At 70.1% G+C, this 12,285-nt stretch carries 10 protein-coding genes and 1 tRNA gene; 7 read left to right on the forward strand and 4 right to left on the reverse strand.

Features of this window, described 5'->3' with window-relative positions; translation table 11 throughout:
- Positions 1-22 precede the first annotated feature (22 nt).
- The 5 genes from SOM19_RS14745 to galE all read left to right on the forward strand — a co-directional run bounded on the left by SOM19_RS14745 (position 23) and on the right by galE (position 6,446).
- A complete protein-coding gene (locus tag SOM19_RS14745) occupies positions 23-1,093 on the forward strand; it encodes an aspartate-semialdehyde dehydrogenase (RefSeq protein WP_320487341.1) in 1,071 nt (356 codons plus the stop codon).
- A gap of 115 nt (positions 1,094-1,208) precedes the next feature.
- Entirely contained in the window at positions 1,209-2,708 is a 1,500-nt protein-coding gene (locus SOM19_RS14750) for a malate:quinone oxidoreductase (RefSeq protein WP_320487749.1), read from the forward strand.
- A 26-nt stretch (positions 2,709-2,734) separates the two neighbouring features.
- A complete protein-coding gene (locus tag SOM19_RS14755) occupies positions 2,735-4,708 on the forward strand; it encodes a DUF2207 family protein (protein WP_320487342.1) in 1,974 nt (657 codons plus the stop codon).
- Positions 4,709-4,729: 21 nt separating this feature from the next.
- Positions 4,730-5,383, forward strand: a complete 654-nt coding sequence (locus SOM19_RS14760) for a thymidine kinase (RefSeq protein WP_320487343.1) — start codon at positions 4,730-4,732, stop codon at positions 5,381-5,383.
- Between the two features lie 43 nt (positions 5,384-5,426).
- A complete protein-coding gene (galE, locus tag SOM19_RS14765) occupies positions 5,427-6,446 on the forward strand; it encodes a UDP-glucose 4-epimerase GalE (RefSeq protein ID WP_320487344.1) in 1,020 nt (339 codons plus the stop codon).
- 6 nt (positions 6,447-6,452) lie between these two features.
- On the opposite strand, the gene SOM19_RS14770 is transcribed toward galE, so the two are convergent.
- Positions 6,453-7,298 (reverse strand): DUF1295 domain-containing protein, encoded by an 846-nt coding sequence (locus SOM19_RS14770; protein ID WP_320487345.1) that lies wholly within the window; start codon positions 7,296-7,298, stop codon positions 6,453-6,455.
- Between the two features lie 66 nt (positions 7,299-7,364).
- Between SOM19_RS14770 and SOM19_RS14775 the strand changes: the two genes are divergently transcribed.
- Complete coding sequence (locus SOM19_RS14775; RefSeq protein ID WP_320487346.1) at positions 7,365-8,072, forward strand: FadR/GntR family transcriptional regulator; 708 nt, start codon at positions 7,365-7,367, stop codon at positions 8,070-8,072.
- Between the two features lie 46 nt (positions 8,073-8,118).
- Positions 8,119-9,399: an alpha-hydroxy acid oxidase gene (locus tag SOM19_RS14780; RefSeq protein ID WP_320487347.1), complete on the forward strand. Its 1,281-nt coding sequence runs from the start codon at positions 8,119-8,121 to the stop codon at positions 9,397-9,399.
- 6 nt (positions 9,400-9,405) lie between these two features.
- Here SOM19_RS14780 and SOM19_RS14785 read toward each other — a convergent pair whose 3' ends face one another.
- From SOM19_RS14785 to SOM19_RS14795, 3 genes are all read right to left on the reverse strand, one after another.
- Positions 9,406-10,182, reverse strand: coding sequence for an HAD-IIB family hydrolase (locus tag SOM19_RS14785; protein ID WP_320487348.1), 777 nt, complete (start codon positions 10,180-10,182; stop codon positions 9,406-9,408).
- Between the two features lie 69 nt (positions 10,183-10,251).
- Positions 10,252-10,325, reverse strand: a tRNA-Pro gene (locus SOM19_RS14790).
- 18 nt (positions 10,326-10,343) lie between these two features.
- On the reverse strand, positions 10,344-12,245 hold the full coding sequence (locus SOM19_RS14795) for a hypothetical protein (protein ID WP_320487349.1): 1,902 nt from the start codon (positions 12,243-12,245) through the stop codon (positions 10,344-10,346).
- Between the last annotated feature and the right edge of the window lie 40 nt (positions 12,246-12,285).

Here is a 12,285-nt window from a genome sequence, read left to right on the forward strand (position 1 = left end):
TGACCGAAGTTAGGATCTTGTCATGACCCGCCTCTCCGATTCAGGACTCTCCGTCGCCGTCGTCGGCGCCACCGGCCAGGTGGGGACCGTCATGCGCGAGATCCTCGCGGAACGCAACTTCCCGATCAGGGAGCTGCGCCTGTTCGCGACCGCCCGCTCGGCCGGCACGGCCGTCGAGTTCGCGGGCGCGACGGTCATCGTCGAAGACATCGAGACCGCCGACCCCGCCGGCATCGACATCGCCCTGTTCTCTGCGGGCGCGACCGGCAGCCGTGCGCACGCACCGCGCTTCGCCGAGGCGGGCGCCCTCGTCATCGACAACTCGAGCGCCTGGCGCATGGACCCCGATGTCCCCCTCGTGGTGAGCGAGGTCAACCCGCACGCCATCGCCGAGGCGAAGAAGGGGATCGTCGCCAACCCCAACTGCACCACGATGGCCGCGATGCCGGTGCTCAAGGTGCTCGACACCGAGGCAGGCCTCGAGCGACTGATCGTGAGCACGTACCAGGCCGTGAGCGGCTCCGGCCTCTCCGGCGCGCAGGAGCTGCTCGGCCAGGTCGAGGGAGTTCTCGCCCAGGGCCGCACACTCGACCTCGTGCACGACGGCTCGGCCGTGGACTTCCCCGAGCCCGAGAAGTACGTCGCTCCCATCGCGTTCGACGTCATCCCGCTGGCCGGCAACCTCGTCGACGACGGCCTCAACGAGACCGACGAAGAGAAGAAGCTCCGCAACGAGAGCCGGAAGATCCTCGAGCTGCCCGACCTCCGTGTCGCGGGCACGTGCGTTCGCGTGCCGGTGTTCACCGGTCACTCCCTCTCGATCAACGTCGAGTTCGCCCGCGACATCACGCCGGCGCGCGCCCGCGACCTGCTCGCTTCGGCACCCGGTGTCGCACTCGAAGAGGTGCCGACGCCGCTGCAGGCCGCCGGCAACGACCCGAGCTACGTCGGCCGCATCCGCGCCGACCAGTCCGCGCCCGAGGGCAAGGGCCTGGTGCTCTTCATCTCGAACGACAACCTGCGCAAGGGTGCGGCCCTCAACGCCGTGCAGATCGCCGAAGTCGTCGCGGCGAACCTGGGCGTCAGCGCCTGACGGGTTGCCGGGCCGGCAAGAACTCGCGGACTTTCGCGGTCGGCGGGCGCTCCCGGTCTGGGCTCCTTTCCCGCGCGCCTAGACTTGTCGGGTGACCGAAACGCCCGACGACGCCCTGCCCAGCCCCGACGCCAGCGACCTCCCCGAGGGAACGGTCGACGTCCTGCTGATCGGCGGCGGCATCATGAGCGCGACGCTCGGGACGTTGCTGCAGCAGCTGCAGCCGACCTGGAAGATCGCGGTCTTCGAGCGACTCCACGACGTCGCCCTCGAAAGCTCGAACGCCTGGAACAACGCCGGCACGGGTCACGCGGCGCTCTGCGAGCTGAACTACACGCCCGAGGCGAAGGACGGCTCCGTCGATCCCTCGAAGGCGATCTCGATCAACGAGCAGTTCCAGCAGAGCAGGCAGTTCTGGTCCAAGCTCGTCGACGAGGGCGTCCTGGACGCCCCGTCGACGTTCATCAACTCCGCGCCGCACATGACCTTCGTCCGCGGCGAGAAGGATGTCGCATTCCTCAAGAAGCGCTACGAGGCGCTGCGCACGCAGCCCCTCTTCGCGGGGATCGAGTACAGCGAGGACTCGCGCGTCATCAACACGTGGGCGCCGCTGCTCATGCAGAAGCGCCGCAAGGGCGAGCCGTTCGCCGCGACCCGCGTGCCTGCCGGCACCGACGTCGACTTCGGCGCGCTGACCCACCAGCTCTTCGCCAACCTCGCCGCGAACGGGGCGGACGTGCGCACCAACACCGAGGTGCGCCGCCTGAAGCGGTTGGACGACGGCACCTGGCGGGTGAGGTACCGGCGCTCGATCGGCCGCACCCCCGGTGAGGTCCGTGCCAGGTTCGTGTTCGTCGGCGCGGGCGGCTGGGCGCTGAAGCTGCTGCAGCGCTCGGGCATCCCCGAGATCTCGGGGTACGGCGTCTTCCCGATCGGCGGGCAGTTCCTCAAGACGACGAACCCCGCGCTCGTCGCCCAGCACCAGGCGAAGGTCTACTCGCAGGCCTCGGTCGGCGCACCCCCCATGTCGGTGCCGCACCTCGACACGCGTGTCGTCGACGGCGAGGCGTCCCTGCTCTTCGGCCCGTTCGCCACGTTCAGCCCGAAGTTCCTCAAGAACGGCTCGCTGCTCGACATCGTCGCCCAGGTGCGCCCCGGCAACCTCGGGCCGATGCTCAAGGTCGCGTGGGACAACCCCTCGCTCATCACCTACCTCGTGGGCGAGCTGCTCAAGAACCACGGCAAGAAGGTCGACAGCCTGCGCACGTTCGTCCCGACGGCGAAGGACGAGGACTGGGAGCTCATCCAGGCCGGCCAGCGCGCCCAGGTGATGAAGAAGGATCCGGAGAAGGGCGGTGTCCTGCAGTTCGGCACCGAGGTCGTCACCGGGGCCGACGGCACCATCGCGGGCCTTCTCGGCGCCTCACCGGGCGCCTCCACGGCCGTGTCGATCATGCTCGGGCTGCTGAAGACCTGCTTCCCCGAGCAGATCGACGGCTGGGAGCCGCGCCTGCGCGAGCTGATCCCGAGCTACGGCGAGACGCTCAACGCGCGTCCCGAGGCCGCCGACGAGGTGCTGAGCGAGACGGCGACGACTCTCGCCCTCACGGCCTAGCCGCCCCTCGCCCCTAGGGTGGGGGCATGCGGCTCTGGGGATGGCTCACGCGACGGGCCATGGTCGCGATCGTCGTCCTGACTCTCGGCGCGATCGCCGCACCGACGATCGCCTCACCGGCGGCTGCTGCTTCGAGGGACGTGGACGATTTCACGTTCGACTCGTTCGACGCCGACTACTGGCTGGTGCGCGGGCCGAACGGCGTGAGCAACCTCCTGACGACTGAGACGATCGTGGCGCGGTTCCCCGAGTTCGATCAGAACAAGGGCCTGGTGCGCGCCCTGCCTCTCGTCGACAGCGGCATCGACCTCGGCACCTATGTCCGCGCGGTGACCGGCGCCGACGGCGCCTCGATCAACTGGTGGACCGAGACCGATGGCGAGTGGCTCTACGTCCTCACCGGCGACGATTCGTACGTGCAGGGAGTCCAGACCTACGTCATCACGTACGCGATGCACGACGTGGTGCTCCGCTATGAGGACTCCGACGCCGACGAGTTCTACTGGGACACCGTCGGCGTCGACCACGCGCAGCCGTTCGCCGAGGTGATCGCGCAGGTGCACGTGGCGGGGGACGCGGCATCCGGTCTCCTTCCCGGCCGCGCGCACTGCTACACCGGTCCCTCCGGATCGACCGAGCGGTGCACGATCGACGGTCCCACCGCCGACACCGAATGGCCGCAGGACGTGGTGGCCTGGGCGGGGAGCGTGGGGGTGACGGATGCCGCGTCCGCCGCAGTCTCCTTCACCGCGGGCGACGGTGACATCGGTCCGGACGAGAACGTCACCGTCGCGATCGGCTTCGCCCAGGGCACGTTCGCCGCGCAGACGCCTCCGCCTCCACCGCCGTACCCGTGGTGGGAGTGGATCCTGCCGGGGCTCGCACTGCTCGCCGGAGTCGGAGGCCTCGTCTTCCTGCTGATCGTGCGGGCGTTCGCTCGGCGCAATCCCGACGACGCGCCGGTGATCGTGCAGTACAGCCCGCCGCCCGATGAGTCCATCACGCTCTCCGCGGGCGTGCTGGATGTGCCCGGTCGCGCTCTGGCGGCGCACGTGGTCGACCTCGCGGTGCGTGACAAGGTCGAGATCCGCGCGTCCGGGGCGCGCGATGATGCCGACGACTTCGAGGTGGTGCTGCGGGACCGAGCCGGTCTGGGACATGACGACCGTCGCGTCATCGACACGCTTTTCGGGAAGGATGCCGGTCCCGGCGCCGACATCGACCTCGGGGCGTTCGCCCGCAAGCCCCCGAGCCGCGCGGTCACCTATGTGCGCCGGATCGACGCCTTCACGATGCAGCGCGGCTACCGCAGCGCGCTCCCGCACTGGATCACCGCCGTTCGCGGACTCTTCCAGTTCGGCGGCATCGTGCTGGCCTTCGTGCTGATCTTCTTCGGCGACTCGGCCTTCGCCGGGATGTCCGACCTCGGCCCTCTGGCCGGCCCGATCTATATCGCGGCGATCTTCAGCGGATTCTTCGCCGGGTTCGTGCTGCCGTTCATCAGCCTCCCGGCCTCGGTCCTCACGCGCGCCGGCGGCATGCACAGGACCTATCTCGACGGCATCCGCGAGTACCTCCGGCTGGCCGAGGAGGAGCGCCTCCGGGCGGCGCAGTCGCCGCGCACGGCCGACCTCGTCAGTGCCGGGGTCAGGCCGTTCGGAGACGAGCCGAATGCGCCGGGGGCCGACGTCGTGAACCTGTACGAGAGGCTCCTCCCGTACGCGGTGCTGTTCGGCATGGAGCGGGAGTGGGTGGACGTGATCCGCGCCGCCGGGGTGGGGGAGGCATCCGTCACCCGGGTGTCGCTCTTCGACGCGGTGACCTCGCACTCGCTCTCGGACGCCTCGCGGTCGATCGGCCGGCTCGCGGCGACTCCGGTGTCGACGGGGCGCTCGAGCTCGAGCAGTTCGTCCGGCTCGAGCTGGTCGTCCTCGGGGGGTTCGTCGGGCGGCGGGTTCTCAGGCGGGGGCGGTGGAGGCGGCGGGTTCGGCGGGCGCTGATCCGCGCACTACGCTCGGCACGTGGCAAAACTGTACTTCCGCTACGGCGCGATGAACTCGGGAAAGTCGACGTCGCTGCTGCAGGCCGCCTTCAACTATGAGGAGCGCGGGCAGCACGTGCTGCTGGCCAAGCCGGAGATCGACACCAAGGGCGCCGATCAGATCGACAGCCGCCTGGGGGTCAGACGGACCGTCGACTTCCTCATCACCCCCGACGCCGACCTTCGCACGCTGTTCGCTGAGCACCGCGCGCGGGTGCGTACCCGCGCCGAGGACGCCCTCATCCCTGAGACGACCGCCACCGGAGCGGCGCCGGATGTCGCCTGCCTCATGATCGACGAGGCGCAGTTCCTCACACGGGATCAGGTCGACGACCTGCTGCGGATCGTCGTGCTCGACGGCGTGCCGGTGCTGGCCTACGGCATCCGCACCGACTTCCAGACGCGGGCGTTCCCGGGCTCCCGCCGGCTGCTCGAGCTGGCCCACAGCCTCGAAGAGCTCAAGACCATCTGCCGCTGCGGTCGCAAGGCGCTCTTCAACGCCCGGCTCGTCGGAGGACGATTCGTCTTCGAGGGCGATCAGGTCGCGATCGACGAGATGTCGACGGTGCGGGTCACCTACGAGTCCCTGTGCGCGGAGTGCTATCTGCGAGAGTCGGGCGGCCGCCTGGGATGACGCCGTCGCGGGCGGCCCGTGCCGACGGCCCTAGGCTGGTTCCATGCGAGTCCTGCTTGCCGGCGGCGCCGGCTACATCGGAGCCCACACCGCCGTCGCCCTCATCGAGGCCGGGCACGACGTGCTGGTGGTCGATGATCTGTCGAACTCCAGCGCGCAGGCGATCGCCCGGGTCGAGCAGATCACCGGCGCCGATGTTCCCCTCCTGATCGCGGACGTGCGGGACGAGGAGGCGGTGGCCGCATTCGTGCGCACCCACGCCCCCGTCGACGCGGTCATCAACTTCGCGGGCCTGAAGGCCGTGGGGGAGTCGGTCGCCGAGCCGGTGCGCTATTACGACGTCAACCTCGGCGCGGCCATCGTGCTGCTCAAGGTCATGAAGACCGAGGGCATCCGCACCATCGTGTTCTCGAGCTCCGCCACGGTGTACGGCGACCCCGAGCACCTTCCGCTGTCGGAGGAGTCCCGGACCGGCATCGATCTGGCGAACCCGTACGGCAAGACGAAGCGCATCATCGAGGAGATCCTGCGGGATGCCGCGACCGCCGATGCGCAGCTGCAGGCCGTGAGCCTGCGCTACTTCAACCCGGTCGGGGCCCACGAGAGCGGCCTGATCGGCGAGGACCCCACCGGCACGCCCAACAATCTGATGCCGTACGTCGCCCGCGTGGCCGTCGGCTCGCTCGACAGGGTGGGGATCTTCGGCGACGACTACGACACCCCCGACGGCACCGGGCAGCGCGACTACATCCATGTCGTCGACCTCGCCGCAGGCCACGTCGCCGCCCTGGAGCACGCCGGACCCGGCTACGACGTCTTCAACCTGGGCACCGGGGTGCCGGTGAGCGTGCTCGAGCTCATCGCCGCGTTCGAGCGGGCGGCCGGGCGTGAGCTGCCCCGGCAGATCCTGCCCCGCCGTGCCGGCGACGTCGCGGCGAGCTACTGCGATCCCTCCAAGGCGCAGCGGGACCTCGGCTGGACCGCGGCGCGCACGATCGACGACGCGGCCCGGGACTCGTGGAACTGGCAGTCCCGCAACCCGAACGGCTACGCCGGGGACTGACCGGCGTCAGGCCGTCGTGACCGCCCCCGCACGCCGGCGGCGGGGGAGCGGCACGAGCATCGACGTGGAGCGCTGGTACGCGGCGTAGGCGGGGTACTTGGAGGCCGTGATCGACTCGGTGAAGATGGTCGATCCGATGAAGAGAAGGGTCAGCAGCGCCGCGCCCACGATCGTCCAGTTGATCGCGCCGCCCCACGCTCCGAGACCGGCGGCCACGGCGGCAGTCGCCCCGATGCCGTAGAAGGCCCACCACTGCGCCTGCTCGAAGAAGAAGTTGGGGTGCCGGCTGTATGCGAAGAGGCCCGTGGTCACGAAGCCCGGTTCCAGCTTCCCGCCCGCGGCCTGCTTCGCACGGTGGAAGTCCCACTGCTGCTGGTCGGCCACCAGCTCGCCGATGAGGAACGCGGCGAACAGCGCGGCGAACACGGCATCCCACCCGCCGAAGGGCACCGGATGCTGCCACGCGATGTATGCGGGGAGCGTGATGAGCACCAGCAGGGCGTTCTGGTACAGCACGATGAAGAACACGTTGAACAGCTGGAACTGCCACGGCTTCATGCGGCCGCGCAGCACGGCCCAGCGGTAGTCCTCCATGCCGGTGTAGCCGCCCTTGCGGGCGAAGTTGTACGTGAGGCGCGCGCCCCACGCGGTGACCAGCACAGCCATGACGATGAGGCGCATCGCGTCGTCGCCGGCGCTGATGGCCGCGATCGCGAAGATCCAGACGTAGACCACCGGCACGATCGACCACAGGCGGTCGACCCACGACGTGTCTTTGGTGATGAGCGAGGCGATCCAGCAGAACGCACAGGTGATGCTCGCGACGAGGATGACGAGGAGGAGGGGATCCATGCGCTCAGGCTAGTGGTTGCATGTGGTCGGACCACACGCTAATGTGGTCAGACCATAGGAGGTGGAATGCCCGAGGCCCGTGCATGGCAGCTCGTGCTGGAGCGGATAGAGACCGACCTGCTCGACGGTCGGCTGCGTCCCGGCGATCGCCTTCCTCCCGAGCGCGAACTCGCCTCGACGCTCGGTGTCGGACGATCGAGCGTGCGCGAGGCGCTCCGAGTCCTCGAGGTCATGGGGCTCATCCGCACCGGCACAGGATCGGGCCCGACCTCGGGCGCGATCATCATCGCCACCCCGCGGGGCGGGATGTCAGCGCTGCTGCGGCTCCAGGTGGCCGCGCAGGGCTTCCCCCTCGATGACGTCGTGCGCACTCGCCTGGTGCTGGAGTCGGCGGTCATCGACGCGCTGGCGAGCGATCCTGATCGGGACACGGGTGACGCCCGCAGCGTCGTCGACGCCATGGACGCCGCCGACCTCACCCCCGCGGAGTTCCTGTCGCTCGACGCCCAACTGCACCTCGCCCTGGCCGAGGCATCCGGCAATGTCGTCATCGCCGCCATGATGGCGGGGCTGCGCACGGCGATCGAGTCCTACGTGCAGGCCGGTGCCGAGGGCATCGCCGACTGGGATGCCGCAGCGGCGCGACTGCGCCGGGAGCACCGGTCGATCCTCGACGCCGTCGACGCCGGCGACGCCGAGCGCGCGCGCACCCTCATCCACGACCACATCACCGGCTACTACGCCCAGGCGGGGCTCGCCCGCTCCCACGACTGACCCGGCTCCGCCCGGGATGAACCGACCGACAGAGAGACGAACGACGATGGTCCAGCGCCAGCTCCCCAAGCCCGCAGAGCTCCTCGAGCTCATGCAGTTCAAGAAGCCCGAGCTCGACGGCAGGAAGCGCCGGCTCGACGCCGCGCTGACGATCTCCGACCTGCGGGCGATCGCCAAGCGGCGCACGCCCAAGGCGGCCTTCGATTACACCGACGGCGCCGCCGAGGGCGAGCTCTCGCTGTCGCGCGCGCGCCAGGCGTTCGAAGACATCGAGTTCCACCCCGGCGTGCTGCGGCCCGCTCCCGACGTGGACACGTCGGTCGAGATCCTGGGCGGCCCGAGCGCGCTGCCCTTCGGCATCGCCCCGACCGGGTTCACGCGACTCATGCAGACCGAGGGCGAGGTCGCCGGAGCGTCCGCGGCCGGAGCCGCCGGCATCCCGTTCACCCTGTCGACGCTCGGCACCACGTCGATCGAGGGCGTGAAAGCCGCAAACCCGAACGGCCGCAACTGGTTCCAGCTGTATGTCATGCGGGACCGGGAGATCTCCTACGCGCTCGCGCGCCGCGCGGCAGAGGCGGGCTTCGACACGCTGCAGTTCACCGTCGACACGCCGGTCGCCGGTGCGCGTCTGCGTGACAAGCGCAACGGATTCTCCATCCCGCCCCAGCTCACCCTCGGCACGATCATCAACGCCATCCCGCGGCCGTGGTGGTGGTACGACTTCCTCACCACCCCCAAGCTGGAGTTCGCCTCGCTGTCGACCACCGGGGGCACTGTCGGAGAGCTGCTCAACGCGGCGATGGACCCGACCATCAGCTACGAGGATCTGGCCGTCATCCGCGACATCTGGCCGGGGAAGATCGTCGTCAAGGGCGTCCAGAACGTCGAGGACTCGGTGCGCCTGATCGACGCCGGAGTGGACGGCATCATCCTGTCCAACCACGGCGGGCGCCAGCTCGATCGCGCGCCGATCCCGTTCCACCTGCTGCCGAAGGTCGTGAAGGCCGTGGGCCCGGACGCCACCGTCATGATCGACACCGGCATCATGAACGGCGCCGACATCGTGGCCTCGATCGCCCTCGGCGCGAAGTTCACCCTCATCGGGCGCGCCTACCTGTACGGCCTGATGGCCGGCGGCCGGCAGGGCGTCGACCGCACGATCGCGATCCTCCGCGACGAGATCGAGCGCACGATGAAGCTGCTGGGCGTCTCGACGCTCGCCGAGCTCGAGCCCGGGCACGTGACCCAACTCCAGCGGCTGGTGCCGGTGGGGCAGCCCACCTCGGTCCGGGCGCCTCGCGCCCGCTCGACCGCAAAGAGCTGATCGCGGTCAGACGCGCTCGGGCAGTGTCGGGATGAGCTGCTCGAGATAGACCGCGGTGTCTTCCCAGCCCTCGACCGCGTGGCACGCGACCCCCATCGCCAGGACGGGATAGTCGTTGCCGTCGGGGTCGAGCCGGTCGCCCACGAAGAGCATGTCGTCGAGCGGGATGCCGGTCTGCTCGGCGAGCTGGCGCATGCCGTAGGCCTTGTCGATCCCCTCGTGCGTGATGTCGACCGAGGTGGATCCGCCGGAGCGCACCTCGAGGTCGGGGATGAGCTCGGCGACCGCCGCGCGAAGCGAGCTCTTCTTCTCGCCGGTCGGGTCCCACGCCGTCTTGGCGTCGAGCGGCGCCCGCTGGCCGAGCGCCGAGAACGTGATCTGCGAGCCGCGGTCTTCGAGGATGTCGCCCCAGGTCTCCGACTCCCACAGCCCCAGTCGCCGCGCCTCGCCCTCGACGGCCGCGAGGGCCCGCGACTTCTGATCGTCGGTCAGCGAATGGGCGTAGACCGTGACGATGCCGTCGGGCGACAGCCGGTAGTACTGCGTGCCGCAGGTCGGGAGCAGGTGCAGGTGCGAGAGCGCCTCGGGAGAGGCATCCGGAAGCCTGTCGACCACCTGGGCCGTGAACTGCGCGAGCTGTCCCCCCGAGATGATGGCGACCTCCACGCGGTCGGCGAGAGCGACCAGGAGATCGCCGATCCTCGGATCGATCGCGCTCTTGGACGGGGCGAGGGTGTCGTCGAGATCGAATGCCACGAGACGGGGAGTGGTGCGGTCGGTCACGATCGTGTTCTCCTCAGGGTCTTCTCCGATACACGAAAGGCCCCGCCTCTCGGCGGAGCCTCTCTGCTGTCGGGGTGACAGGATTTGAACCTGCGGCCTCGTCGTCCCGAACGACGCGCGCTACCAAGCTGCGCCACACCCCGTTTTGCAACCCTCCGAGTCTAGCCGATCCGCGGCCGTGCTCCGAACCGCCCACGGCGAGGAAAAGTGAACAGCGACGCTCCGAGCGTGAGGAGAACGACTCCTGCCGCCGCGATCGTGCGCGTGCCGTCGGCGGCCAGGCCCGTCGCCGCGAGATCCGGCACGCGCCGGGAGGGCCCCGGGGGCTGCGGTGCCTCGGGGGCGGCGGCCGCCGTGGGCTCGGGTGCGGCGGGCTCTGGCGCGGACGGGGTCGGGGATGGCGCCGCAGCGGGCACCACCTCGGTCGTCTCGGCTTCCACGCCGCAGGTGCCCACGTGCACGACGGCACCGGCGTCGTCGGTGGCCGTCTCCTGCCAGTAGTAGGTGCCGGGCTCGGTGACGGCGGGCGCGGTCACCGTCACCTCGCCACGACCCGGCACGTGGAGCGTCGGAGAGGTCCACACCAGGGCGTCGGCTACACATGCCTCGGACGCCGGGGTGTCGGGGCTTCCGCGATAGAGCGACGACGACACATCGAGCCCGTCGCGCGGCATCGGTCCGTCGATGAGGACCGTGTCGCTCGCCGTCTGCCCTGCGGGGACGAACCGCTCGGCCCGAGACGAGATCGCGGTCACCATCGTCACCTGGCTCTCGACGCCGAAGTCCTCGGTCCAGGCATACCCCGCGGGCATCCGAAGCGCCTCGGATGCCGGCTGGCCGTCCGCGCGAATGGTCCACACCGCGGTGTAGAAGCCCGGCTCGTCGGCGGTCCATTCCGACGTCACTCGGTACGGGGCTTCCGGGCCGGCAACGGGGTCGGTGACCAGCTCCAGGGTCCCTGCGACGACCGCCTCGGACGGGACTGCGGCAGTCGTGACGGGTTCCTCGTCGGTGCGGTACACCGTCGCGGAGGCTGCGAGGGGGACGTACCCGCCTGTCTTCGTCCGCGGCCACTCGCCCGCGTCCACCTCGATCGTGACGGCGTCGACGAACGGCCCGCCCGCAGAGTACCGGGCCTCGACGCGGGTGGAGATCGATGGGAGGAACGGCGCGACGCGGGGCGCGGCATCCGCACCGGTCACGGCGAACGGCACGGGTGCGGCCGGTCCTGCGGTGTCCTGCCCGCCCGGCGTGGTGAAGTGACGGACCGCTGCCGGTCTGGGATCGGTGAAGCGCCCTGCGCCCGTCACCGTGTGCGGCCGGCCGGGGGAGCCGGGTGTCGTGCGGATCGCGTAGGCGACGCCTGCCTTCGCGTGGCGGAGTGTCGCGCCCCCGCCGTTCACGAAGACCGCCCCTTCGAGGGTGATCGAGCCTGTCGCGTCGGCCGGCGAGACCTTGGCAGTGACGGTGCCGAGACGGTGGTCGGCCGCGTCTGTCGTGAAGACGAGCTGGCCGCCGGGAGGCTTCGCGGCAGGCGTGCGCGTCGCCTCGTCGTAGTAGGCGACCGCCAGACGCTGCACGGTGGCGTTGTGCTGAGGAGCGAGGGCCGAGAACGTCCAGTTGATCGCCCCGGCCAGCGAGTCGCCGTGGTAGCCGTAGTGATGGAGCGCGGCATCCCGATCGGCGATCGCCTTGACCGCCCACGCGACGGCCGCCGCCTGCGCCGGGTCGGATGTCTGCCCGTACTTCGTGACGAGGAGGTTGATTCCGGTGAGCTGCTGCGGACTCAACCCGAGCACCGCGGAGCGCGTGCCGTTGTCGGTGCTCGGACCAGTGGGGGCGGATGCCCCGGGGAGGATGCAGTACGTGTGCACGCCGCCGACGAGCTTCGAGCCGTGCCATCCGTACGTGGACACCGGCGCCCACGCCCCGAATCCCGACCCCTGTGAAGCCGCGTGGGCGGGTGAGGCGGGGAGGACTATCGCGGCCGCGAGGAGGGCGACAGCGAGGACGATCGCGGCGAGGCGGGCGGTGAGGGGACGGCCTTCGGTCGTCGGGTGCATGGCGGCTCCGTTTCGTGCAAGACGCCTCGATCCTCACCGC

It is taken from the genome of Microbacterium sp. CFBP9034 (assembly GCF_034045255.1).
Lineage (GTDB): Bacteria > Actinomycetota > Actinomycetes > Actinomycetales > Microbacteriaceae > Microbacterium.

Bases quoted from the DNA above. Each gene is read 5' to 3' on its own strand.
- galE (WP_320487344.1), top strand. From the start codon at position 5,427: ATGCGAGTCCTGCTTGCCGGCGGCGCCGGCTACATCGGAGCCCACACC.
- SOM19_RS14770 (WP_320487345.1), bottom strand. From the start codon at position 7,298: ATGGATCCCCTCCTCCTCGTCATCCTCGTCGCGAGCATCACCTGTGCG.
- SOM19_RS14795 (WP_320487349.1), bottom strand. From the start codon at position 12,245: ATGCACCCGACGACCGAAGGCCGTCCCCTCACCGCCCGCCTCGCCGCG.
- SOM19_RS14780 (WP_320487347.1), top strand. From the start codon at position 8,119: ATGGTCCAGCGCCAGCTCCCCAAGCCCGCAGAGCTCCTCGAGCTCATG.
- SOM19_RS14745 (WP_320487341.1), top strand. From the start codon at position 23: ATGACCCGCCTCTCCGATTCAGGACTCTCCGTCGCCGTCGTCGGCGCC.
- SOM19_RS14755 (WP_320487342.1), top strand. From the start codon at position 2,735: ATGCGGCTCTGGGGATGGCTCACGCGACGGGCCATGGTCGCGATCGTC.
- SOM19_RS14775 (WP_320487346.1), top strand. From the start codon at position 7,365: ATGCCCGAGGCCCGTGCATGGCAGCTCGTGCTGGAGCGGATAGAGACC.